The sequence below is a fragment of the Blautia sp. HCP3S3_D9 genome, from assembly GCF_052063845.1.
GTDB lineage: Bacteria > Bacillota > Clostridia > Lachnospirales > Lachnospiraceae > Blautia_A.
Window position 1 is genome coordinate 16742 of the sequence record NZ_JBQHWS010000014.1, and the last position, 22449, is coordinate 39190.

The 22449-nt window shown below is 42.8% G+C and carries 26 protein-coding genes and 1 riboswitch; of the genes, 18 read left to right on the forward strand and 8 right to left on the reverse strand.

Features of this window, described 5'->3' with window-relative positions:
- Window positions 1-28: 28 nt before the first annotated feature.
- From ACTNES_RS05040 to ACTNES_RS05070, 7 genes are all read left to right on the forward strand, one after another.
- Window positions 29-502, forward strand: a complete 474-nt coding sequence (locus ACTNES_RS05040; RefSeq protein WP_291804566.1) for a hypothetical protein — start codon at window positions 29-31, stop codon at window positions 500-502.
- A gap of 262 nt (window positions 503-764) precedes the next feature.
- Entirely contained in the window at window positions 765-1478 is a 714-nt protein-coding gene (locus ACTNES_RS05045; protein WP_291814378.1) for a class I mannose-6-phosphate isomerase, read from the forward strand.
- Between the two features lie 260 nt (window positions 1479-1738).
- On the forward strand, window positions 1739-2206 hold the full coding sequence (locus tag ACTNES_RS05050; RefSeq protein WP_291805813.1) for a hypothetical protein: 468 nt from the start codon (window positions 1739-1741) through the stop codon (window positions 2204-2206).
- Window positions 2207-2347: 141 nt separating this feature from the next.
- A complete protein-coding gene (locus tag ACTNES_RS05055; protein WP_291805816.1) occupies window positions 2348-2716 on the forward strand; it encodes a CidA/LrgA family protein in 369 nt (122 codons plus the stop codon).
- Window positions 2713-3405: an LrgB family protein gene (locus tag ACTNES_RS05060; RefSeq protein ID WP_216460646.1), complete on the forward strand. Its 693-nt coding sequence runs from the start codon at window positions 2713-2715 to the stop codon at window positions 3403-3405. The genes ACTNES_RS05055 and ACTNES_RS05060 overlap by 4 nt, the downstream gene beginning before the upstream one ends.
- Window positions 3406-3626: 221 nt before the next feature.
- Window positions 3627-3848 carry a hypothetical protein gene (locus ACTNES_RS05065; RefSeq protein WP_216458536.1) on the forward strand — a complete coding sequence of 74 codons (222 nt, stop codon included), beginning with the start codon at window positions 3627-3629 and terminating at the stop codon, window positions 3846-3848.
- Window positions 3849-4049: 201 nt separating this feature from the next.
- Entirely contained in the window at window positions 4050-5018 is a 969-nt protein-coding gene (locus ACTNES_RS05070) for a biotin--[acetyl-CoA-carboxylase] ligase (RefSeq protein WP_291814380.1), read from the forward strand.
- Between the two features lie 207 nt (window positions 5019-5225).
- Here ACTNES_RS05070 and ACTNES_RS05075 read toward each other — a convergent pair whose 3' ends face one another.
- From ACTNES_RS05075 to ACTNES_RS05085, 3 genes are read right to left on the reverse strand one after another with little or no spacing between them, the layout of a single operon-like run.
- Window positions 5226-6014 carry a hypothetical protein gene (locus ACTNES_RS05075; protein WP_291807745.1) on the reverse strand — a complete coding sequence of 263 codons (789 nt, stop codon included), beginning with the start codon at window positions 6012-6014 and terminating at the stop codon, window positions 5226-5228.
- 3 nt (window positions 6015-6017) lie between these two features.
- Complete coding sequence (locus ACTNES_RS05080; RefSeq protein ID WP_216458538.1) at window positions 6018-6515, reverse strand: hypothetical protein; 498 nt, start codon at window positions 6513-6515, stop codon at window positions 6018-6020.
- Complete coding sequence (locus ACTNES_RS05085) at window positions 6516-7022, reverse strand: RNA polymerase sigma factor (RefSeq protein WP_216458539.1); 507 nt, start codon at window positions 7020-7022, stop codon at window positions 6516-6518.
- Between the two features lie 276 nt (window positions 7023-7298).
- Here ACTNES_RS05085 and ACTNES_RS05090 point away from each other — a divergent pair, with 276 nt between their 5' ends.
- Together ACTNES_RS05090 and ACTNES_RS05095 are read left to right on the forward strand one after the other, a co-directional pair.
- The gene (locus ACTNES_RS05090; RefSeq protein ID WP_441038705.1) at window positions 7299-8450 is read left to right on the forward strand and encodes an alanyl-tRNA editing protein; all 1152 of its coding nucleotides are present in this window, start codon (window positions 7299-7301) and stop codon (window positions 8448-8450) included.
- Between the two features lie 105 nt (window positions 8451-8555).
- Window positions 8556-9425: an amidohydrolase family protein gene (locus tag ACTNES_RS05095; protein WP_291814382.1), complete on the forward strand. Its 870-nt coding sequence runs from the start codon at window positions 8556-8558 to the stop codon at window positions 9423-9425.
- A gap of 54 nt (window positions 9426-9479) precedes the next feature.
- On the opposite strand, the gene ACTNES_RS05100 is transcribed toward ACTNES_RS05095, so the two are convergent.
- Together ACTNES_RS05100 and ACTNES_RS05105 are read right to left on the reverse strand one after the other, a co-directional pair.
- On the reverse strand, window positions 9480-10658 hold the full coding sequence (locus ACTNES_RS05100) for a hypothetical protein (RefSeq protein ID WP_291814383.1): 1179 nt from the start codon (window positions 10656-10658) through the stop codon (window positions 9480-9482).
- Between the two features lie 79 nt (window positions 10659-10737).
- On the reverse strand, window positions 10738-10935 hold the full coding sequence (locus ACTNES_RS05105; RefSeq protein WP_291807741.1) for a hypothetical protein: 198 nt from the start codon (window positions 10933-10935) through the stop codon (window positions 10738-10740).
- 324 nt (window positions 10936-11259) lie between these two features.
- Window positions 11260-11364: riboswitch (THF riboswitch) on the forward strand.
- A gap of 87 nt (window positions 11365-11451) precedes the next feature.
- Here ACTNES_RS05105 and ACTNES_RS05110 point away from each other — a divergent pair.
- Window positions 11452-12012: a folate family ECF transporter S component gene (locus tag ACTNES_RS05110; protein WP_216458564.1), complete on the forward strand. Its 561-nt coding sequence runs from the start codon at window positions 11452-11454 to the stop codon at window positions 12010-12012.
- A 278-nt stretch (window positions 12013-12290) separates the two neighbouring features.
- Here ACTNES_RS05110 and ACTNES_RS05115 read toward each other — a convergent pair whose 3' ends face one another.
- Both ACTNES_RS05115 and ACTNES_RS05120 read right to left on the reverse strand, forming a co-directional pair.
- Complete coding sequence (locus ACTNES_RS05115; RefSeq protein WP_441038708.1) at window positions 12291-13067, reverse strand: GNAT family N-acetyltransferase; 777 nt, start codon at window positions 13065-13067, stop codon at window positions 12291-12293.
- A 219-nt stretch (window positions 13068-13286) separates the two neighbouring features.
- The gene (locus ACTNES_RS05120) at window positions 13287-13961 is read right to left on the reverse strand and encodes an SGNH/GDSL hydrolase family protein (RefSeq protein WP_441038710.1); all 675 of its coding nucleotides are present in this window, start codon (window positions 13959-13961) and stop codon (window positions 13287-13289) included.
- A 640-nt stretch (window positions 13962-14601) separates the two neighbouring features.
- On the opposite strand from ACTNES_RS05120, the gene ACTNES_RS05125 reads away from it, so the two are divergent.
- From ACTNES_RS05125 to atpC, 8 genes are all read left to right on the forward strand, one after another.
- The gene (locus ACTNES_RS05125; protein ID WP_294649906.1) at window positions 14602-15264 is read left to right on the forward strand and encodes a F0F1 ATP synthase subunit A; all 663 of its coding nucleotides are present in this window, start codon (window positions 14602-14604) and stop codon (window positions 15262-15264) included.
- A gap of 172 nt (window positions 15265-15436) precedes the next feature.
- Complete coding sequence (gene atpE / locus ACTNES_RS05130; protein ID WP_019160512.1) at window positions 15437-15655, forward strand: ATP synthase F0 subunit C; 219 nt, start codon at window positions 15437-15439, stop codon at window positions 15653-15655.
- Window positions 15656-15695: 40 nt separating this feature from the next.
- Complete coding sequence (gene atpF / locus ACTNES_RS05135) at window positions 15696-16196, forward strand: F0F1 ATP synthase subunit B (RefSeq protein ID WP_020993266.1); 501 nt, start codon at window positions 15696-15698, stop codon at window positions 16194-16196.
- The gene (gene atpH, locus ACTNES_RS05140; protein ID WP_173705191.1) at window positions 16177-16680 is read left to right on the forward strand and encodes an ATP synthase F1 subunit delta; all 504 of its coding nucleotides are present in this window, start codon (window positions 16177-16179) and stop codon (window positions 16678-16680) included. The genes atpF and atpH overlap by 20 nt, the downstream gene beginning before the upstream one ends.
- A 16-nt stretch (window positions 16681-16696) precedes the next feature.
- A complete protein-coding gene (gene atpA / locus ACTNES_RS05145; protein ID WP_055053388.1) occupies window positions 16697-18196 on the forward strand; it encodes a F0F1 ATP synthase subunit alpha in 1500 nt (499 codons plus the stop codon).
- An 8-nt stretch (window positions 18197-18204) separates the two neighbouring features.
- A complete protein-coding gene (atpG, locus tag ACTNES_RS05150; protein WP_008707001.1) occupies window positions 18205-19095 on the forward strand; it encodes an ATP synthase F1 subunit gamma in 891 nt (296 codons plus the stop codon).
- Between the two features lie 5 nt (window positions 19096-19100).
- Complete coding sequence (atpD, locus tag ACTNES_RS05155; RefSeq protein ID WP_008706999.1) at window positions 19101-20498, forward strand: F0F1 ATP synthase subunit beta; 1398 nt, start codon at window positions 19101-19103, stop codon at window positions 20496-20498.
- Between the two features lie 22 nt (window positions 20499-20520).
- On the forward strand, window positions 20521-20934 hold the full coding sequence (atpC, locus tag ACTNES_RS05160) for an ATP synthase F1 subunit epsilon (RefSeq protein WP_008706997.1): 414 nt from the start codon (window positions 20521-20523) through the stop codon (window positions 20932-20934).
- A gap of 359 nt (window positions 20935-21293) precedes the next feature.
- On the opposite strand, the gene bsh is transcribed toward atpC, so the two are convergent.
- Entirely contained in the window at window positions 21294-22271 is a 978-nt protein-coding gene (gene bsh, locus ACTNES_RS05165) for a choloylglycine hydrolase (RefSeq protein ID WP_291814397.1), read from the reverse strand.
- Window positions 22272-22449: the final 178 nt, after the last annotated feature.

Consider the following 22449-nt stretch of genomic DNA (forward strand, 5'->3'; position numbering starts at 1 on the left):
AGATTAAGAGAGAAGAAAATACAAGAGAATGAAAGCGGGTGACAATATGCAGGAGTGGAGTGAGATCAGAGATGAAGATTCCCTGAAAGAATTTATGGAAAGAGCATCATTTTTCCATGACAGCTGTATCAAAGAGATGCATTATCTGAGCGGAGCATATGTTAATGAAAACCTGGATATGTATCCTGTAAACGATCGTAGGATTCTGAGAGTAATCATACAACGGCAGTATGAAGAAGATTCAATGATTGAAATGGAATTTCAGGGATTAAAATACTTAAAGTTATTTCCGGCAGATGAACGCTATTCATGCGAAATACTCGATTCCAATATAATTCTGAAAGAGGATTGTATCATCTGGAGCGACTGCGAAGATAAGATAGATCTGAAAGATGGAGATATAGGAACTTTGGTATGTGCGTCTAAACTTCGATGGCGTCCAATTCCCGGATGTATGGGAGAAAAAGATTACTGGTGTTACTGTTCACTCCGTTCACAGTAACGTAGCCAAAATTCATTCCAGATTGCCTGCGGCAATGGAATTTTGGCTTGTATGTCTCGGGATTTTGGCATATTCATGCCAAAACACCTCGCGGGATAGTGGTGTGTGAACAGTAACTTACTAAAGTGAACCCATTTGTCAAGACACTTTTTTAAAAAAATTAAGTTGGATTTAGGAAGGGATAATCCCATCCTTTATCTCCCTCGCTATAAAATCATAGGGGAAATCCAACTTAAAAACAACGATTTTTTTGTCTTAATTTATGGGTTCATTATACCCGGTTCTGATCAAATTTATTGATGCAAAGAAAGATCTTTCCATTCAGGTACATCCTGACAATACCTATGCACTGAAAAACGAAGGCCAGTATGGTAAAACTGAAATGTGGTATGTAATGGATGCTGCAGAAGGTGCAAGTCTGCTGTATGGATTTTCCAGAGAAGTTTCCGAGGAAGAATTCGAAGAACGTATCCGCAACAATACTCTGCCGGAAGTTTTGAACAGAGTAATGATCCACAAAGGGGATGTACTCTTCATTGATCCGGGCACTATCCATGCGATCGGTGCCGGAAGTCTGATCGCTGAGATTCAGCAGAACTCTAATGTTACATACCGTGTCTACGATTACGGACGCAAAGGACCGGATGGAAAAGAGAGAGAACTTCATGTAGATAAAGCTCTCCAGGTAACAAAACGTGAGCCTGCAGCTACAGACAGAGATTTCGGACCACACGTTGCATCCTGCGAATATTTTACAGTAGACAAAGTAATCCTGGACGGTCTGAGAAGAAAGAAACTGACAGGAGAAGCTGACGGTACTTCTTTCGTAAGTGTACTGGTTATGAGCGGCGCAGGTAAGATCACTGCAAGCGGCGAGACAATGGAAGTGAAGAAAGGTGACAGTATCTTTATTACAGCGGGTTCCGGCGAATATGAGCTGGAAGGTGATATGGAGGCACTGCTTACCACTGTATAAATAAGCGTATTTCTTAAAAAATTATTGAAGAAAAAGTTTTTACAGAAAGCCTGTGAAGCCTGTAAAAGCTTTTTCTTTTTTCGCTTATCAGACAGGCGAATCAGACCGGATTATTTTGTGTTTTTTAAAAAACATATAAATATATGAAGGAAAACAGCAGGATTTCCTCAGAAACAGCCTTGCAATTTGTGATGAATACGTTATAATAAAAAAACGTAACGAACCTGGATTGGTTAGACCAATATGAAGGAGTTGAATATTTGAAAAGTAAAAAAGAACGAGACTGGAAGTTTATTATCGGTATGATTGTTCTGATTGCCATTTTTGCCGTAATGGGAGGTGCTTTCTGGAATATGGTGGGAAAGCAGGCACAGATGGTCAGGGAGGAAGAGCAGAAAGAGGAAGCAAATGCTATTTCTGCAATCTATATCGAGACAGGAGAATTTCTGAAGACCGGAGTTTTTGTGGATCTGAACAATGGAACTATTTTCAGCGCAGACATACCGGCAGAGGGCATTTACAATAAAAAAGGAAAATTAATTTCCGACGATGTATTGGAAAACGGGGATAAAGTAAAAATATACGGCGATGGAATCATGCTGAAATCTTTTCCGGGACAGTATCCGGGCGTAACAAAGATCCAGAGAACCGGACGAGCATCTCTTGAGGAAACCCAGGAGTATGAAGATCTGGTGAATGGGATGATGAAGCCTGTAGCAGTACAGTAAATTCTGTGATTATGGGATATGTTAATATATGAACAGTAACAGTTTTGAACTGCTAAAAGTCGTAGAATAAGAGACCAGACAAGAGTTTCGGCAGAAGTATTTATATGCTTATGCAAGAACGAAAATTAGAGGAGACTGAAAATGAAATACGTAAGACAATTCTGGATTATTTTACTGATATCCGCAATGGGCGAAGGACTGCATGTCCTGATCCCGCTTCCTGTACCTGCAAGTGTGTATGGACTGGTGATCATGCTGATCGCATTGGGAACACACATTATCAAGCTGGAACAGGTCAAAGAAGCAGCTGAATTTCTCATAGAGATCATGCCGGTCATGTTTATCCCGGCAGGTGTTGGACTACTGACAGCATGGGGCGTACTGAAACCTGTATGTGTGCCGATCGTTCTGATCACTGTAATTACCACGGTTGTAGTTATGGTTGTGACGGGGCGTGTTACTCAGACAGTTATTCGTATGGACAGAAAGAAAGGACAGAAGAAATCATGACACAATTTATGAGCAATTCCATATTTTTTGGCGCAGCGATCAGCCTGATCGCATATGAGGCAGGACTTCTTTTAAAGAGAAAATTCAAGATGGCGATCTTTAACCCGCTTCTGATCGCGATCATTGCGGTAATGGCAGTTCTCTCTTTATTACACATTGATTATGATACTTATAATCAGAGCGGCCAGTACATCAGCTATCTGCTCACCCCTGCGACTGTCTGCCTGGCAGTTCCGTTGTATCAGCAGATAGAGCTTCTGAAAAAGAACCTCAAAGCAGTAGCTATCGGAATCATCTCTGGTGTGATCGCAAGTATGGTCAGTGTGCTGCTTCTTGCCAAGCTGTTCAGACTGAGCCATGAGCAGTATGTCACACTTCTTCCGAAGTCTATTACAACAGCCATCGGAATGGGCGTTTCCGAAGAACTTGGCGGTATCGTAACGATCACAGTTGCAGTTATCATCATCACAGGAGTTCTCGGAAACATGATCGCAGAGACAGTGATCAAACTGGCACACATCGAAGAGCCGATTGCCAAAGGTCTTGCACTTGGAACTTCTGCCCATGCCATTGGTACAGCCAAGGCAATGGAACTTGGTGAAGTAGAAGGTGCTATGAGTAGTCTTGCAATTGCAGTTGCTGGTCTGCTGACAGTTGTCGGGGCATCTGTATTTGCGCAGTTCATGTAGAGAGTTACAATATAATTAGAATAATGAAATTGGATAAGAGGATTGTTGTGTTAAGTGATTAGCATGGCAGTCCTTTTGATTTATAAAAAAACAAAACAAATGTTCGAAAAAACTCTTCCATTTTCGAATGGAGTGTGGTATTATAAGTCAAAAGCGAATATATGTTCGGAATATATGTTCGGTTTCGGCCGAACAGAGAAGATTTTAAGGAGGAGAAAGAAATGACAAATACAGCAAATACCACACAGAGAATCAGAAGAAATAAGAACCACAAATTTTCAAAGACAATGGCAGTGATCCTGGGAGTGATCGTTACTCTGGAGGTGATGATCGCAGGGGGAATGATCTTTAATATTGATTTTCATTCCACGGATATCATTGCCCTGATCTTTGGGTTTATAGTGGTATTTTCAGGGGCAGTCGCTATTCTGACTGATAATTGATCAGGTCGGAATACTAATACATCATTTTCGAAATAACTATACCACTCACTTGTCTGTGCATCACGAAGCGTGTTGCTGGGCGCGGAGTGAACAGTAACAAAAGCTTGGATTTTTACTAAATATTAGACAAAAGTTGTCAGAAATGGTATGATTAAAAATATATCATAACAGGATATGGAACATATCATAAAAGGGGTAAAGATGACTGTAAAATCAAGTCTTTTGGAAATGTTAGAGAAGAATAAAGGGGAAGTGCTCTCAGGTGAGAGTATTGCCGGTGAGCTGGGATGTACCAGAGCGGCAGTGTGGAAGGCAGTGAAGGCACTTCGGGAAGAAGGATATCATATTGAGGCAGGACCGAATAAAGGATATATGCTTGCAAAAGATACCAATCGGTTGTCTCAGGAGGCAATCCGGTTATTCTTGGATGATCCGGAGGTTAGGATCGATATTTATGATGAACTGGAATCCACGAATCAGACAGCTAAGAAAGAGGCTATGATCGGGGAAGCAAGGCACGGCGCATTTGTAATTGCCAGAAGTCAGACTGCAGGCAGAGGCAGACGCGGACGGGAGTTCTATTCACCGGCAGATGCGGGGCTTTATATGAGTGTGATCCTGAAACCTCAGGGAACCATACATGACAGTCTGCTGATCACTACAGCGGCAGCAGTGGCAGTGTACAGGGCTGTTGAGCAGATTTGCGGGATTCAGCTGGATATCAAGTGGGTCAATGACCTGTTCTATAATGGAAAAAAAGTCTGCGGAATTCTCACAGAGGCTGTCACCGACTTTGAGAGTGGAAATATAGAGTTTGTAGTAGTGGGCATGGGACTGAACATTTATCTGGAACCGAAGATGCTGCCCGAATCATTGAAAGATGTTGCCGGAGCACTTTATCAGAGTCGTGAGGATGCAGAAAAAACAGACCGTAACAGATTAGCGGCAATGATCGTAAACGAACTGAGAAAAGAAATCGAAGATTTGAAACTGTCCCCGGATTATGTGGAGCACAATATGATCCCGGGACATCAGGTTACAATTACAGATGGAACCTCTTCCAGAAAGGCATTTGCATTAGAGATATGCAGCGACGGACGGTTGAAAGTACGGGAAGAGAACGGACATGAGACGATATTATCTTTTGGAGAAGTTTCGGTGTCTGTGTAAAAGAAAAATGCGATTCAGATATGATGGATATCTGAGTCGCATTTTTTAATCGAATTAAGTAAGTCCCCTGCTTCAATTGCGAACTCTCGTTTGAATCGAATTAGTCCAGTAAAAAGAAAGCATTCATTCGTCTTAATGGATCAGGTAAATGGTAAATAGATATCTGATCTGAAGAGAACCGGATTTTTTGTTTTATGACTGTAACTATCATGCAGTCTGGGAGTCTGAACTGGAATCAGAATTACTGAGAGAATCAGACTGATTTTCAGCTACATTTTTATTTTCTGCTTCTGGTTCAGAGGAAGTAATTTCCGAATACAGAGTATCAACAACAGGTGCGGCATTCTGCGGTTCTGTCTGCTGCTGAGTGGCAGGCGTATTTGCGCTTACGTCCATATGAGGCATATCGTTGATATTTTGCTGATACGGGCGATAAGGTGTCCAGTAATGTTCTTCTTCCTTATGGCTGTTTATCTGCTTATCATTCAGTTCATCTTTCTTACGGGTAAGAATATAAATTCCTGCAAGAATAATACATACTGCAATTACCAGCTGTGGCAAATGATATGCGAAGGTTCCAAGAACATCGGCCAGATATCCTGGAAGGATCATGTAGAAGAAATCTACAATATTATTCCACAGGATAGAAGCTCCGAGAATGATCAGCAGAATTGCAGTCAGCTTCCTGTGATGACTGACCAGAGAACTGATATCTCCTGCCAGTTCATCCATATGAAAGACATAGGAGTCTTCTATGGAATAGAATTCTTCCTCTGAGAGAGATTTCAGGTTGTGCACATTAAAGAAGCTGTAGAACCAGATGATCGGGATCAGGAAGATAAGCCAGTCCATTCCGGTAAATGAGCCTACAGCAAATACACCCCAGAACAGCAGCATAATACTGAGTCCCTGCTTCTTAAATCCCATATACATTTCTCCTGCGCCCGGGATTAAGGAAAAGATAAAAAGCCAGAATCCACGTTTTTGTTTTTGCATACTTTATTTGCCTCCATTCATTATTTTGCTGGAAAAATCACTGATATACTGAGCCAGAGAACTGGTACCATCGCAGATGCTCTGGTTCACTCCTCTGGAAAAATCATAAAGTTGGTTGCCGCTGCGTTCCGGTACGGTACGTTCACTCTGAGTAGAATAATGATTTGATCTCAATTCTGAGAAATCTACACTCGGAATGCTGAACAGAAGAAGCAGTGCAGCCGCGACACCGGCAGCAGTCTGCAGGCTGTATCGCAAAAGCTGGACCTTGCGCGAAGCTTTATCTGCAGCCCTTGCGAATTGTATTTCGCCGGAATCAGTTTTATTTAATATCTGCTCTGTCAGATAGGAGGGAGCAGTGGCCAAACTGTGGCTTTCCTGTTCTATCATCTGATCGAGACATGAATCGCAGTGATCCAGATGCGATAGAAACTCGATGACTTCCTGAGTGTTCATAGTACTGTTGTCAAATTCTATTAAATCGTTTTTATCAATATGCATCTAATCACTCCTTTCAAGCATCTTTTTTAACATAGCTCTTGCACGGTAGAGCTGGGTCTGGATCGTTTTCGGATTTTTGTTTGTACGGTGTGCGATTTCGGATACAGACAGTTCTTGACAGAAATGAGCATAAGCAACTTCTTTGTAAGGACTTTTCAGTTGCATACATAATGCCCTTACCCGGGCATCGGAGTCTGTAAGCATGTATTCATCTTCAGGAGAAGACTGCTGATCCGGAAGCTGAGAAAAGTATGTATCCTCAGTAGGAATACTGCGGCGCCCGGCGGCTTTCAGATAGTCCAGACATTTCCGAACTGCGATCTTACTTAGCCAGGCTTTCTCATAAGTGCCATCAAAACGGGACAGGTTCTTATAGGCAGACAGAAATACTTCCTGAGTAAGATCCTCGGCATCAAATGGATTACCGACGGACTTCAGGCAGATCGAGTATATTAAGTTCTGGTATTGCGTAATCAGATATTCCAGATATTGTTTTTCTGTGATCATTACTGTCTCCTTTGTCCCTGTTCATTTAATTATAACGCAGAAGAGGGAGGAATGGATTCATATCTTAGAAAAGTTTTAAAGAAACTATAATGGATGTAATGTTACTGAGGACGGTGTGAATAATAACTGTGAATAATAACTGTGAATAATAACGATGTGCTTGCATGATTAATATCTTCTATAGATAGTCTTGATAAGTAGATAGTTTTGCTCTATACTTGAGGACAAATGAGAGTACATACTCTAAGATAGTCCGTAAAAGGAGAATAACAAACAATGACAGAGACAAGACGTTTATATTATGAAGATGTATATAAAAAAGAATTCACAGCAACCGTTGTAGAGTGCAGAGAGCGGAAAAAAGGCTACGCAATAATTCTGGACGAGAGTGCTTTCTATCCGGAAGGCGGCGGTCAGCCGAGTGATGTAGGAACTCTGGGTGATGCGAAGGTAACAGAGGTTCATGAGAAGGATGGTGAATTGCTCCATTATACGGACAAGGCTCTGGAAGTGGGTGTGAAGGTTGAAGGAAAGATTGACTGGACACGCCGTTTTGATCTGATGCAGCAGCATTCAGGAGAGCATATGGTCAGTGGTATTATCCATGCAAAGTATGGTTATGATAATGTAGGTTTCCATATGGGAGGTGATGTGATCACTGTAGATTTGAATGGTATGCTGGATGAAGCTCAGCTGGCAGAAATCGAGCAGGAAGTGAATGAGAGAGTCTGGGAAGATAAAGAAGTACAGATCACTTATCCGACTGCAGAGGAACTTCAGGCTCTGGATTACAGAAGCAAGAAAGAACTGACCGGACAGGTTCGTATCGTGACTTTCCCGGGAGTGGACGTATGTGCATGTTGTGGAACTCATGTAACTCATACAGGGGAGATTGGAATGGTGAAACTTCTCTCTGTAGTGAAGTTCCGTGATGGTATCCGTATGGAGATGATCTGCGGTAAACGTGTTCTGGATTATCTGAATATGGTAAATGAGCAGAACCACCAGATTTCCGTAAAGCTTTCTGCAAAGATGGAAAAGACAGCAGATGCAGTACAGCGTCTGCATGATGAGAACTTCCGCCTGAAAGGACAGGCAGCCCGTATGGAGGAAGAAATGTTCCAGGCAGAGGCAAAGAAGTGGGAAGGTGCAGGAAGTGTCCTGATCTTCAAAGAGGGACTGGAAGCAGATTCTGTACGTAAACTTGCAGATGCAGTGATGAACACCTGCCAGGGATGCTGCGCAGTATTTTCCAAAAATGAAGATGGAAGCTATAAATATGCAATGGGTGAGATTGACGGAGATCTTCGCCAGTATACAAAAGAAATGAATGCTGCATTAAATGGAAGGGGCGGCGGAAAGCCATTCTTTGTGCAGGGGTCTGTACAGGCAACAGAGACGGAAATCCGTAATTTCTTTGAGAAATAGTTTAGGAGCTGAGCAGTCTGTATGCAGATAATATGTGATGCAATATGTTTCTGCATAGGGAGTGTGGATAGCAGGATAAAAGGTATAAATCAGAGGAAAAGAGCAATGTTTGGAGAATGTCATGCGCATATAATTATGGATGGTGTGAATTACCGTCAGGCAATTGATATGCATAAGAATGGTCCGGATGACCAGATAATAAGAGAGCATCTGAAAGCTTATCAGGACAGAGATATTACTTTTGTACGTGATGGTGGCGATGCACTGGGCGTTTCCGCGAGAGCGAAAGAACTTGCGCCGGAATACGGTATTGATTACCGGACTCCTGTATTTGCAATCCACAAAGAGGGACACTATGGTTCCATTGTTGGAAAAAGCTTTGCAACAATGCGGGAATTTCATGGTCGTGTGCTTGAGGCGATAAATGCAGGTGCGGATTTTATTAAGATCATGACTACAGGAATCATGGATTTCAATGCACACGGAGCTGTCACGGGAACACCGCTGGATGCGGCTGAAGTGAAAGAGATGGTACATATTGCACATGAAGAGGGTATGGCCGTGATGTCTCATACTAACGGGGACTATGGTGTTCAGGCAGCAGTGGAAGCCGGTGTGGACAGTCTGGAGCATGGGAACTACATGAATGAAGAAAGTCTTAACATGCTGGCAGAGAGTGATACAGTATGGGTTCCGACGCTGGTCACAGTGCGTAATCTTCTGGGTGACGGGCGTTATGCGGATGAAACGCTGAAGCCGATCATAGAATTTGCAGAAGAGAATGTCAGAAAGGCATTTAAACTTGGAGTAAAGGTTGCTCCGGGCAGTGACGCAGGGGCTTACCGGGTTTTTCATGGAAAAGGAATTCAGGATGAAATGAAATCGTTTACAGAAATTCTGGAAGAAAGTGATATTGTCTGTCACTGGCTTTCAGATGGTGAATCAGAAATTAAAAAGAAATTTATCAGACGGTAATAACAAAAGCAGTTCATTCTACAGCGTACAAACTGTAAATGGACTGCTTTTGGCTTATGCATACTGAATCTTGACTGCAGTATAAATATTAGAAGATTTTGATTTAGACGGATGGAAAGTAACACATACATAGTCGCCGTATTCCACACCGCTTTCAGTAAGATCCTGAGCGTTTTCAATGCGGAAAGTGTCGACTGCACCATCGTCGGTCTGAACGGTGATCGTATTAGCGGTGCTTCCGATGATAGTTCCGGTTGCTGTAAAGGAAATATGTTTATCATCGATTCCGGCAGGATTTTCTCCGGTTACGGCAATGATACGAATGCCCTCCAGAGTGTCCTCTTCCAGATTTCCAATATAAGTCACATTTGCATGAGAACCGGGAGCAATTCCGCCCTCAAAATAAGCGGGAATTGCAGACATATCAATGCTTAGCGGAGTATCACTGCCAGCAGGAAGAACCTGAAGAATATTCAGATTTACTGCCTGGATGGTTACCAGAAACTGTTTCTCACGGTTCGCAATCTGCTCCGGTGTCAGTGTAACTGTCGGTTCAGGTGTAGGTGTCGGATCCGGAATCTGCAGGTCTTTCAGGTCGGAAATACTCAGGACTTTCAGATGACTAGCGTTTAAAGACGCAGAGGAATCATCAGAAGTATCCGGAAATTCACCTTTAAAGGTAAGGTAGACCCAGTCGCCGGATTTGATGCCGTTCTGATAATATTGTTTCGTTCCGGTGATCGGGTAAGTAGCAGTTTTGCCTTTTTTATTTTTTATGGTGATCGTATTGGAGGTCAGAGATATGACCTGCCCGTGAGCAGTACGTTTCTTCAGTTTGTTCTTCTTGTGGAATTCATCCACTACTTTCAGAACACGAACACTGCTTGTATCTGTATTGGAGAGCTGTCCTTCATAAATAATACTGATCTCATCACCGGTGATCATTCCGCCTTTACACTCCAGTGTGGCGTTGGAAACATTGAATACATAAGATGCATCGTCTGTATTCAGGATGAGCTGGCTTCCGGAAAAATCCTGTAGAGTACCGGAAATCTCATCCATATAAACGCGGTCTTTGGATTCGGTTGTAGTGGTGGTATCAGTTGAAGAAGCGATTTCCCGGGCAGAAGTATCTCCGGTAGATGTAAATTGTTCCAGTACAGTTCCAGGGCTGCAGCCGGTCACAGAGAAAGTGAGAACGGTACAGACACATGCAGCAAGCAGTTTTTTCATAGTAAAGACAGGACCTCCGATAAATCATTCGTTTGAGCATTATTCCTGCCAGGTGCAGTGCAATGATCTCAAAACATAATTATTTATGAGAAGAGATATCATCTTCAGGCGGATCTGGGATAAAGTCAAAAATTTTCCGGTAGTTTTCCCATTCGTCATTGTCTTTGGCAGGAGTAGATATCAGGCCGGTACATTCTGTACAGGCGTTGGTATTCAGGTAATTATCATAACATACATTGTAAGGATTTTGGCAGCTATTTTTACGCTTTTCTGACATTTTTTTACCTCCATGATTATAGCAGATGTGATCCATCTGTCTGTATAATGGATAGTATTAGTATATGCGGTTATTTTATGTGAGTTTTTTGTTCGCTGTTTAAGGAAAACTGCGAAAGAGTTATTGGGTTATGGAGAAGTAGTAAAACGGATTACGAATATCTGACAGAACTGATAAGATTCTGGGAAGTGTGCTGCTGTGAGCTGACAGTAACTGGTTTTCGTGAAATATGTACAATAAACAGACTATAAATTTGACAAAATAATAACGAAAAATATATTGAAATTTCTATGGATTGTGATATAATTTCGATAAATAAATAATAGCGAAGTAGGATTTTATGCGTCAAGTGTTCACAGGCTGGGGAGTCGCCGTGAAACGAAAAGTAGAAAGCGTGCTGCTTACGATATGATTTCCGCACCCGTTGCTACATATGAGGACATCTCATAATGTGGAGGGATTATTATTTATGGTAACTACTCTATTTTTTAAACACATTATGGAGGTGTTTTTATTATGCAGAAAAAACAATATTGGAATGTAAAAACATTGGTGTTCATGGCTCTTCTGATCGCCATGCATCTGGTACTCACACGAGTTCTGGTGATTGATCTCGGTGCATACCGTATTTCTGTAGGAAGTGTAAGTACAATTCTTGCAGGTCTGTGGCTTGGCCCGGTAGCTGGTGGTGTCTGTGGATTATGTGCAGATATCATCGGATGTTTTATGAAAGGATATGCAGTAAACCCGTTTATTACAGTTGCAGCAGTTCTCTGGGGCGTTCTTCCTGCTCTTGCAAAACCGTTATTTGCAAACAAGAAGAAAACAGGAAAGACAGTTGGCATCTGCGTATCTATTGTAGTAACAGCGGTTCTCAGCTCTCTGGTATTTACAACAGCAGGACTTGTAATTATGCTTGGATATAACTTCTACGCGATCATGCCTGGAAGACTGGTACAGTTCGCGATCATGATCCCGATCTACTGTGTACTGACCTGCCTGCTGTATTTCAGCCCGCTGACAGCAATGGTTGTTGAGAATGCGGCACCTGCAGTGCTGAAGAACAAAACCGTATAATTGAGATAGAATTAAGACTTGAATAATGGACTGATAAGATAGTTAAGAAAACATGGTTTTGCGCGGACTATGTTAATTACATATCAATCGATTCCCCGAAAAAGAAGAAAGTTATGATATAAAAAGACAGACTCATTGTAAAGTAAAATATGAAGTACTTTACAGAGAGTCTGTTTTTATTATATTCTGAAACTTAATCAAATCAAGTAAATCTTCTGCTTCAATTGTGAAAAGCAATGAACAGTGGGCGGGGACATGCCTGCCATGATCAGAGCATTTTATTTTTCTGGTGGATAGTTACCGTTCTCATCCGGCTGTACACGGAACCAGTAAGTATAAAGTTGGTTGAATCCGAGCAATTTGTACAGTGCACGGGCATTGTCATTTCCCTCTACAACCTGAAGGTATGCATTCTGCGCACCTTTCTTTATCCCTTCTTTCAGAAGTCCGGTACAGATCTGGCGTGCATAGCCGTGTTTGCGATATTCTTCTTTTACATGGATGGCATAGATCCCGATGTAATCTCTGTCCAGAATGCCGAGTCCGGTTGCAATGATCTGGCCGTCCATACGGATGCAGGCGCAGATAGTTTCTTTGAGGATCGCCTGATACATGGATGGAACGACTTTGCGGTGAACGGGGTTGGTAGTGTTCTTTAAGCGAAACAGACTTTCAATCCATTCAGATGGAATGTTATCGTAGAACGTTACGTCCGGATACGGAGCGTCCAGACGCGCGGCATTCATGCTCATCGCCATGACATTGGTGGTATGCTGGATGGCATATCCACGGTTCTCCAGAACATAATCAAAGTCAGGAGAAACAAGAGGGCTGATCTTAAATACAGCCGGTGTTCCCAGGCGTTTATATACGCTTTCACAGTATGGGATTTTCTCTCTCCATGTAAGAGTAGAATTGCCGAATTGCTCTACGCTATTGGTTCTGTGTGTATAAAAATAAGAAAATCTCAGGATCCAGCCGTCATACAGTTCCATCTTGTGAGACGGCCAGGCGTTCAGAGACATATCTTCAATCTGTTTAATTGTAGTTTCCATAATATAAGGAAGACTCCTTTCAATATGAGTCCACAAATGCATGTTTATGCATGAAGATGCCATAACGGTTCTCTGTTATAGAAAACTTACAGAAATCCACAGGCATGCAAAAGTGTCTTTTTAGAATTATACAGAGTTTAGAAACGATGTGCAAGAAAACTTTCGTTTATTATAATATTCGTTATGAAGCACTTTGCCGGGCGTGAAGTGAACAATCATTTATCCGGCGATTGTCTCCAGAACGAGGGGATATAATTTACGGGCAAGCAATTCATGTCCATGGGCGGTAAGATGAATGCCGTCTATAGTAATTGCATCAAATCCCTGTTCAGCTGTTATTTTATTCAGATCATCATGCAGTGGCACAAATGGCAGCCGGTATTTTGCAGCAAGATTCTGGATAAGGTCAGACATGGTACGAACATGTGGAATCCATGTCTGATATTCTTCCGGATGCGGAAAGATAAATGGCTCCATAAGGATTACCTGTCTGGCATCTGCAGTGAGCAGCTTCAGCAATTCATCGTAATGCTCAGAGAATTCTGCCATCATTTGTTTCTGCTGAGAAGCAGTGCGGTTTGTATTCATCATCAGCCCGATATCATTAATGCCGATCAGCAGCGTTACAACAGGAGAACGGTGCAGGGAAATCCGGTGCTGGCGGATATTGTCCAGGACTCTTGATATGGTGAAGCCATCGAATCCGTAGTTTTTAATTTGTACTGTATTTGATAAAAACGATCTGGAGTTGTCAGAATATGAATCTGTCCGTCTGCCGGGAATTTCTTTCTGAAACATTTCTGCAAGCATCTGCACATATCCATTACCCAGAGGAAAATCATCGAGTAAATGACCGCAGTCGGTAATGCTGTCTCCAAGACAAATGATCTGCATAGTATAACTCCCTTTTATATTTTTTATATAATAGTGAATGCTGATATAAATAAATGGTATTACCAATCTACAAATTGGTAAGTGAAGTAATATAAAATTTATATAAAAACTATATAAAATAATATCATCGCTTCACAGTTCAGTCAAAGAAAAACAGCCTTTTTCCGTGAAAATGCACTATTGTAATTGAGAAAAAAAGTAAAATTAAAAAAAGAAATGGTTACAATGCACAAAAAAACAATCTCTTTTTGTCTAAAACAGTCAAAATGATTGTTGACTTTTTAACAGATTCGAATATAATAATCTCAAAATCTTGAATCGCTGAAAGAATTTATGAAACTTTTAGAAAGGTTTTATATTTCTCACGGATCATATATATGGTCAGGAGCTTTCAGACTTTCGACTAAACTAAGACATCTGAGACAGACAGCAGGTAAGGACATCACAGACGGGCTTCAGGAAGAGACATCTAAGGCAGGCGGCAGGTAAAGACAGCAGGGACAGACTTCAGGAAGAGGCATCTAAGACGGACACCGGGGAAAGACATCTAAGACGGACATGATAAGAGAGTGTGAATGTCTTTCAGCGATTCAGAATAGAAAAGGAGGGAAAAGAAACGGGTAATTTAGCAAGCACGTTAATGGAAGAACTTCAATGTAAGACAGTTTTTACCATACCAGTGTTTGGAGGAATACCGATCGCAGAATCAGTAGCAGTGACATGGATCATCATGGCAGTGCTTTTAATTTTGTCATTGGTGCTCGTGAGAAACCTGAGTGTGGAGAATCCCGGTAAGAAACAGCTCCTCTTAGAAGCAGGCGTCGGTTTTCTTCATGACTTCTTTAAGGATATCCTTGGAGAAGAGGGAAAAATATATATTCCCTATCTGATGACGGTTGTCATTTACATTGGAATAGCAAACATTTTCGGTGTGTTTGGATTTGTACCGCCTACAAAGGATTTAAACTGTACCATCGGTCTGGCAATCACAAGTATTTTCCTGATCGAGTATGCAGGATTTCACAAGAAAGGTTTGAAAGGTTTTCTTAAGAGCTTTGCAGAACCGTCACCGGTTATGCTGCCGATCAATATTCTTGAGATCGCCATTCGTCCGACATCACTTTGTATGCGACTTTTTGGTAATGTATTAGGAAGCTATGTGGTCATGAAACTCCTCGAGTTTATATGCCCGGCGATTCTTCCTATCCCATTCAGCCTGTACTTTGATTTCTTTGACGGATTCATCCAGGCTTATGTATTTGTATTCCTGACTTCACTGTTCATTAAGGAAGCCATCGAATAAATAAGAATTACTGTTTATCTGTTTTTACATAAATTCAAATTACATAAACAACGACAGAAAAAAACAGTGATAAACTGTTATCCGCAATCGCGATATAGAAGAGGATAGCAGTTCACAAAAAGAGATTTGTAATATTTAGTTTATTCTAGTTGAACAACAGGAGGAAAGAGTTATGTTAGTAGCTATCGGAGCAGCAATCGCAGTTATGACAGGTATTGGAGCAGGTATTGGTATTGGTATGGCAACATCCAAAGCAGTAGAAGCAATCGCAAGACAGCCGGAAGCAGAAAGCAAGATCAGTAAAGCACTTCTTTTAGGATGTGCCCTTGCCGAGGCAACAGCTATTTACGGTTTCGTTATCGGTCTTCTGATCGTTATCATGCTTGGCTAATTGATGGATAAAGAATAACTAAGAAAGGCAGGTGGGACAGGTGATCGAGATTAACATCAACCTGGTCTTTACAATTATTAACCTGATTGTTCTTTATCTTTTAATGAAAAAGTTCTTATTTGGTCCGATCCTCAATGTGATGGAGCAGAGAAAAAACATGATCGATCAGCAGTTCGCAAGTGCCAAAGATACAGAAGAACAGGCATATGAACTGAAAGGCAAATATGAAGATGCACTGAAATCTGCGAAAGACGAATCCATGCGTATTGTAAACCAGGCAAAGGATGAGGCAAAAGTACAGGCTGAGCGTATTGTAAAAGATGCAAACACACAGGCTGGTGCAATGCTTGACAAAGCAAAGGCAGATATCAGGACAGAGCAGGAAAATGCTATGAAGGCTATGGAAAGCAGAGTGGCAGAGATCGCGCTGGATGCAGCCTCAAAGATCATGGGAGAGAAAAACAGCAGTCAGCAGGATTTGTCCCTTTATGACCAGTTTATAAAAGAGGCAGGTGATTCCAATGACGGAAACAAGCATTAATTATGCAAAAGCATTATATGAGCTTTCTGTCCCGGAAGAAGCTGTTTTGGAGACAGAAAAGATTTTCAGGAGTACCCCGCAGTTAAAGGGTGCTCTTGAGAATCCGCTGGTTTCTTTAAAAGAAAAAGAACATGTAATTGACAGGGTATTCCCACAGGAGATGAAAAATTTCCTGAAGGTGACCTGTAAATATCAGAAAATCAGCAGCATTTATGATATCCTGGAAGCATACGGCGATTACAGCCGTAAACAGAAAGGAATCCTGAAAGCTGTTCTCACATATGTAACAAAACCGGAAGAAGCCCAGAAAGAGAAGATGGAAGATTTCCTTCGCAGGGAATTTGGAGCAAAGGAAGTAATCCTTACTCTCAGAGAAGACAAATCTTTGATCGGAGGCTTCATTCTTTCTGCCGGAGACAAAGAGTTCGACTGGAGTCTCCGCGGACGTTATAACAATTTAAGACAGAAATTGACACGGAGGTGAATAAAAGTTGGCTGCAATGAATCCAGATGAAATCATTTCGATTCTGAAAGAAGAAATTAAGAATTATGACGAAATCAGCAAGGACCAGGAAGTAGGAACAGTCATCTCCGTAGGAGATGGTATCGCCACGGTACATGGTATTGATCATGCTATGTATGGCGAGGTTGTAACCTTTGAGAATGGTCTGAAAGGTATGGTTCAGGATATCCGTGCAAACAGCATCGGATGTATCCTGTTCGGTAAAGATACAGGAATCAAAGAAGGAACAAAGGTGGCAAGAACCCAGAAACAGGCAGGTGTGCCTGTAGGTGACGCTTTTATCGGAAGGATTGTAAATGCTCTGGGAGCACCGATCGATGGTAAAGGCGAGATCAAGGCAGATGGGTATCGCCCGGTAGAGAATCCGGCACCTGGGATCATTGAGAGAAAATCTGTAACAGTTCCGTTGGAAACAGGTATTCTTTCCATTGACTCCATGTTCCCGATCGGCCGTGGCCAGCGTGAGCTGATCATCGGTGACAGACAGACAGGTAAGACTTCCGTTGCACTGGATACCATTCTGAACCAGAAAGGCAAAGATGTAATCTGTATCTATGTTGCAATCGGACAGAAAGCTTCCACAGTAGCTAAGATCGTATCTACTCTGGAGAAACACGGTGCTATGGACTATACAACAGTATTCTCCTCTACAGCCAGTGACTGTGCACCGCTTCAGTATATTGTTCCTTATGCAGGTACTGCACTTGCTGAGTACTTCATGTATAAGGGAAAAGATGTATTAATGGTTTATGATGATTTATCCAAGCATGCAGTTGCATATCGTGCACTGTCATTGCTTCTGGAACGTTCACCGGGACGTGAGGCTTATCCTGGAGATGTATTCTATCTCCATTCCAGATTACTGGAGCGTTCCAGCCGTCTGAATGAAAAGGCCGGCGGTGGTTCTATCACTGCACTTCCTATCATTGAGACACAGGCAGGTGACCTTTCCGCATATATTCCTACAAACGTTATTTCCATCACAGATGGTCAGATTTTCCTGGAGAGTGATCTGTTTAACTCCGGTATGCGTCCGGCGGTTAACGTAGGTCTTTCCGTATCCCGAGTTGGTGGTGCTGCACAGGCAAAAGCCATGAAGAAAGCAGCAGGAAGTGTCCGTATCGATCTGGCTCAGTATCGTGAGATGGAAATCTTTACACAGTTCAGTTCTGATCTGGACGAGGCTACAACTCAGCAACTGAAATACGGAAGCGGACTTATGGAACTTCTGAAACAGCCGCTTTCAAGCCCGTTAAGTCTTCATGAACAGGTCATCACTCTTTGTGCGGCAACACACAAGGCAATGATGCACGTGGAAACCAAGAAGATGAAGAAGTATCAGAGAGATATGCTGGACTACTTTGACAGTGCTTATCCGGAAATCGGAAGAGAGATCGAGGAGAAGAGACAGCTTCCGGATGAACTGGCAGAAAAGATCGTGAAAGTGGCAGAAGAATTTGCAGATAAGAGCAGGTAGGTGTTGATATGGGCAGTACGAAAGAGATTCAGACTCGAATGAAAAGCATTCAGGACACCATGAAGATCACCAATGCCATGTATATGATCTCTTCATCCAAGATGCAGAAGGCCAAAAGAATCCTGTCTGATACAGAGCCGTATTACTATAATATGCAGGCAGCAATTTCCCGAATCCTGCGTCATATGCCGGATACAGAGCATCCTTTTTTCAGTATCCGTCATAAGATTGCGGAGGAAGACCGTAAGATCGGCTGTATCGTAGTTACCGGTGATAAGGGTATGGCAGGTGCCTATAACCATAATATCCAGAAAATGACAGAACAGTTTATGGCAGAACATGAGCACTGCAAGCTTTATGTGCTGGGTATGGTAGGCCGTCAGTATTTCACGAAGAAACATATGGATATCGCAGAGAACTTTCCATATACAGTACAGAAACCGACCATGCACAGAGCGCGTCTGATCTCAGAGGAGATTGTCAGAGCGTTCCTGGACAGAGAACTGGACGAAGTCCGTATTTTCTATACGGAGATGCAGAGTGCAGTTGCCATGGAGCCGGTGAATATGCAGCTTCTTCCATTGAAGAAAGCAGAGTTCCTGCCAAATCAGGCAATGCTTGCGGATATGCCACAGGAGGAAATCGTGCTGTCACCATCAGCCGATGTACTTCTGAATACCATGATCCCAAATTACCTGACCGGTCTGATCTATGGATGTCTTGTAGAAGCGTATGCCAGTGAAAATAATGCCAGAATGATGGCAATGCAGTCCTCTACGGATAGTGCAAAGAAGATGCTCAGGGAATTATCCATTGAGTACAACCGTGCGCGTCAGGCTGCCATCACACAGGAAATCACTGAGATTGTCAGCGGTGCAAAAGCACAAAAAAGGAAGTGACGACGATGAACAAAGGTAAAATTGTACAGGTTATGGGACCTGTTGTAGACGTTGTTTTTGAAGATGGAAATCTTCCTGAGATCAAGGATGCCCTTGAGGTAGAGAACAACGGTAAAAGATGTGTAATGGAAGTTTCCCATCATCTGGGAAACAATATGGTACGCTGCATTATGCTGAGCGCAAGCGAAGGCTTACAGCGTGACAGAGAAGTCATCGCCACAGGAAGCGGCATTAAGGTTCCTGTAGGTGATAAGACACTGGGACGTTTATTTAACGTACTTGGTGATACAGTAGATGACGGTCCTTCCCTTGAGGGAGAACAGAAATGGGTCATCCACAGAGATCCGCCGGATTTCGAACATCAGAAACCGGCTGTAGAAATCCTGGAAACAGGTATTAAGGTTATCGACCTTCTTGCACCATATGCAAAAGGTGGTAAGATCGGTCTGTTCGGTGGTGCCGGTGTTGGTAAGACAGTCCTGATTCAGGAGCTGATCCAGAACATTGCCACAGAGCATGGCGGATATTCCATTTTCACAGGTGTTGGAGAGCGTTCCCGTGAAGGTAACGACTTATGGTCAGAAATGAAAGAGTCCGGTGTTCTTGAAAAAACAGCCTTAGTGTTCGGACAGATGAACGAGCCACCGGGATCCCGTATGCGTGTTGCTGAAACCGGACTGACAATGGCTGAGTACTTCAGAGATGAGGAACACAGAGATGTGCTTCTTTTCATTGATAATATTTTCCGTTTTGTACAGGCTGGTTCCGAGGTTTCCGCCCTTCTTGGACGTATGCCTTCAGCCGTAGGTTATCAGCCAACACTGGCTACTGAGATGGGTGAACTTCAGGAACGTATCGCGTCTACTAAGGATGGTTCTGTAACATCTGTACAGGCTGTCTATGTACCTGCCGATGACCTGACTGACCCGGCTCCTGCAACTACATTTGCTCATCTGGATGCAACAACCGTTCTTTCCAGAAAGATCGTAGAGCAGGGTATTTATCCGGCCGTTGACCCGCTGGAATCTACTTCCCGTATCCTGGAGCCGGATGTTGTAGGTGAAGAACATTATGAAGTAGCACGTAAAGTACAGGAAATCCTTCAGAAATATAAAGAACTTCAGGACATCATTGCTATTCTTGGTATGGAAGAGCTTTCTGAAGAGGATAAGAGCACTGTATTCCGTGCAAGAAAGATCCAGAAGTTCCTTTCTCAGCCGTTCCATGTAGCTGAGAACTTCACAGGTATCAAGGGTAAATATGTTCCTCTGAAAGAAACCATCCGTGGATTCAAGGCAATCGTTGATGGTGAGATGGATCAGTATCCGGAAAATGCTTTCTTCAATGTTGGTACAATTGAGGATGTCATCGAGAAAGCAAAGACTGAGATGGGTCAGGAGTAATTGCTGAGAGGGAGTACTTGATATGGCAGATACATTTGGTCTTGAGATTTATGCCAGTAATAAGCTGGCGTTTGCAGGACGTGCCAAAACCCTGACAATTCCGGCTGTTGATGGTGAGCAGGCTTTTCTGGCACAGCATGAGAATATTGTTGCTGCTATCATTCCGGGTGAAATGCGTTTCGAGGAAGCTGATGGCACAAAGCATGTTCTGGCTGTGAGCAGTGGGTTTGTGGAGATGATCAATAACCGTGTGAAGCTGTTCTGTCTGACGGCAGAGAGTCCTGAGGAGATTGATATCCGCAGGGCACAGGAAGCGAAGGAGAGAGCAGAAGAGCAGATGAGACAGAAGCAGAGTATTCAGGAGTATCATATGAATCAGCTAGCTCTGTCCAGAGCTATGGCACGACTTAGGGTTACGAGTCATAAAGAAATTTAGCGTTTTGATAAACGGTAGGAAAATCCCAAAGGGGACGCTTGAGCAGCGTCCCCTCTGGACACCCCTTGCGCTTTTTTTAGGAGCGCAAGGTTTTTTTGTGTGGAAAGTTATTAACCTGGCGGATTCGCCAGGTTGGGTCAAAAAAGTCACCGCGTGTTCGCGGTGGCTTTTTTTCGGTACTGGGTGTTGGGGGATTGTGGGATGGATTTACGGTGTTTCGGGTATGTGCTGCTTTATCGCTTATTTTATTTATTGTTTTATATTGAAAATTTTTTGATAAAAGTTGTTTTTTAATAAACAGGGGTATTTAGTCAAGCGGATAAAATCATCCGCTTCGCTACTTGCTTGATTTGGTTAAATTAATTCTGAAAATGAATCTTTTGTTCTGTGAGAACCGGGTAGCGGATCAGGGTGGCGGAGTCTAAGTTTTCATGGTTCATGTTTACTGCTGATATCTGGTGGTTTTCGTAGGTGGTATAGTAGTAGATTCCTTTGGTTACATTGCAGCAGGAGGTGTAGAGGGTGATCTCGTATTTTCCTTCGTCTACTTCACAGCATCCTCTCTGCTGATCTACGGAGCCGAGGATATGGAAAAACTGGCTGATGCTTTCTGCTTCGGAGTCACCGGATCGGGAGTTCATTTTGGTGAAGGCGACTTTGGCGAAGCGGGAGGCGGAGGAGAGGTCTCCCGGGAGGCCGAGGGCGCCCATGCCGCGGCTGTAGGATTGAAGTTCTAATCCTGGGGCGAAGGTGTTCTCAGGCTGACGTGGGGAGAGGGACTGGTAGTTGTTGAGCTGGAACATCTGCTGTGGGAATGGCGGGTTGTTGGTGAGGACACCTACAGGGTTTTCGTAGATGTGAAGGCCGTCTTTCATAGATTCAATAACAAGGCAGCCGGAAGCATCTGCGAGGATCCAGTGGAGCTGGGCACATGGGAAGTTTTCGCTGAACTGAGTGTTGGTGAGGTTCATGGTGGAGAGTTTCTGGCGGGCTTCTTCTAAGGTGGCGCACTGGCTGAGAATCCATGGGATGAATTCGAACTGGGCTACGTTTTCTTTGTCTGATACTGGTTCTGCATAGGCTGCGTTTCCTACGAAATTCAGACCTGCCATGCCGAGACCTTTTTCGTTAATGGCATCATAGTAGAGCGGATAGTCTCCGGCTACATGGGCCATGCCGATGATAGCATAGTGAGAGTCAAGGACTTTGTCAGAGTGACGGAAGTGGAATGGGTAGTTTCTTGGTGTGATGGTGATTTCATCACCGTAGGAAAATTCGTAATCAAGGGTTCGACCGAAGTAGAAATCTTTTGTTTTATAAGTTGCTGCTGTACACATAATGATACCTCCTGATTAAAGTTGTAATCTGCGTCTGTGAAAGTGTTTAACTGAAAAGTGGAATCAGATGAATTTCTGAAAGACGGCAGGTAATAGTTTTATTTTTGGAGAATATTACCACAAAGTTTCCGGTTTATGCAAGATATATGTGGCAGTTCTCTGTATACATGTAGTATAC

What these genes read in the sequence shown, in the direction of transcription:
- ACTNES_RS05090 (WP_441038705.1), top strand. Translation starts at nt 7,299, where the DNA reads ATGACAGAGACAAGACGTTTATATTATGAAGATGTATATAAAAAAGAA.
- atpA (WP_055053388.1), top strand. Translation starts at nt 16,697, where the DNA reads ATGAATCCAGATGAAATCATTTCGATTCTGAAAGAAGAAATTAAGAAT.
- ACTNES_RS05070 (WP_291814380.1), top strand. Translation starts at nt 4,050, where the DNA reads ATGACTGTAAAATCAAGTCTTTTGGAAATGTTAGAGAAGAATAAAGGG.
- ACTNES_RS05120 (WP_441038710.1), bottom strand. Translation starts at nt 13,961, where the DNA reads ATGCAGATCATTTGTCTTGGAGACAGCATTACCGACTGCGGTCATTTA.
- atpD (WP_008706999.1), top strand. Translation starts at nt 19,101, where the DNA reads ATGAACAAAGGTAAAATTGTACAGGTTATGGGACCTGTTGTAGACGTT.
- atpG (WP_008707001.1), top strand. Translation starts at nt 18,205, where the DNA reads ATGGGCAGTACGAAAGAGATTCAGACTCGAATGAAAAGCATTCAGGAC.
- ACTNES_RS05060 (WP_216460646.1), top strand. Translation starts at nt 2,713, where the DNA reads ATGACACAATTTATGAGCAATTCCATATTTTTTGGCGCAGCGATCAGC.
- ACTNES_RS05045 (WP_291814378.1), top strand. Translation starts at nt 765, where the DNA reads ATGGGTTCATTATACCCGGTTCTGATCAAATTTATTGATGCAAAGAAA.
- ACTNES_RS05105 (WP_291807741.1), bottom strand. Translation starts at nt 10,935, where the DNA reads ATGTCAGAAAAGCGTAAAAATAGCTGCCAAAATCCTTACAATGTATGT.
- ACTNES_RS05040 (WP_291804566.1), top strand. Translation starts at nt 29, where the DNA reads ATGAAAGCGGGTGACAATATGCAGGAGTGGAGTGAGATCAGAGATGAA.
- ACTNES_RS05095 (WP_291814382.1), top strand. Translation starts at nt 8,556, where the DNA reads ATGTTTGGAGAATGTCATGCGCATATAATTATGGATGGTGTGAATTAC.
- ACTNES_RS05065 (WP_216458536.1), top strand. Translation starts at nt 3,627, where the DNA reads ATGACAAATACAGCAAATACCACACAGAGAATCAGAAGAAATAAGAAC.
- ACTNES_RS05085 (WP_216458539.1), bottom strand. Translation starts at nt 7,022, where the DNA reads ATGATCACAGAAAAACAATATCTGGAATATCTGATTACGCAATACCAG.
- atpE (WP_019160512.1), top strand. Translation starts at nt 15,437, where the DNA reads ATGTTAGTAGCTATCGGAGCAGCAATCGCAGTTATGACAGGTATTGGA.
- ACTNES_RS05125 (WP_294649906.1), top strand. Translation starts at nt 14,602, where the DNA reads ATGGAAGAACTTCAATGTAAGACAGTTTTTACCATACCAGTGTTTGGA.
- ACTNES_RS05055 (WP_291805816.1), top strand. Translation starts at nt 2,348, where the DNA reads ATGAAATACGTAAGACAATTCTGGATTATTTTACTGATATCCGCAATG.
- ACTNES_RS05080 (WP_216458538.1), bottom strand. Translation starts at nt 6,515, where the DNA reads ATGCATATTGATAAAAACGATTTAATAGAATTTGACAACAGTACTATG.
- ACTNES_RS05100 (WP_291814383.1), bottom strand. Translation starts at nt 10,658, where the DNA reads ATGAAAAAACTGCTTGCTGCATGTGTCTGTACCGTTCTCACTTTCTCT.
- atpC (WP_008706997.1), top strand. Translation starts at nt 20,521, where the DNA reads ATGGCAGATACATTTGGTCTTGAGATTTATGCCAGTAATAAGCTGGCG.
- ACTNES_RS05110 (WP_216458564.1), top strand. Translation starts at nt 11,452, where the DNA reads ATGCAGAAAAAACAATATTGGAATGTAAAAACATTGGTGTTCATGGCT.
- ACTNES_RS05115 (WP_441038708.1), bottom strand. Translation starts at nt 13,067, where the DNA reads ATGGAAACTACAATTAAACAGATTGAAGATATGTCTCTGAACGCCTGG.
- atpH (WP_173705191.1), top strand. Translation starts at nt 16,177, where the DNA reads ATGACGGAAACAAGCATTAATTATGCAAAAGCATTATATGAGCTTTCT.
- ACTNES_RS05075 (WP_291807745.1), bottom strand. Translation starts at nt 6,014, where the DNA reads ATGCAAAAACAAAAACGTGGATTCTGGCTTTTTATCTTTTCCTTAATC.
- bsh (WP_291814397.1), bottom strand. Translation starts at nt 22,271, where the DNA reads ATGTGTACAGCAGCAACTTATAAAACAAAAGATTTCTACTTCGGTCGA.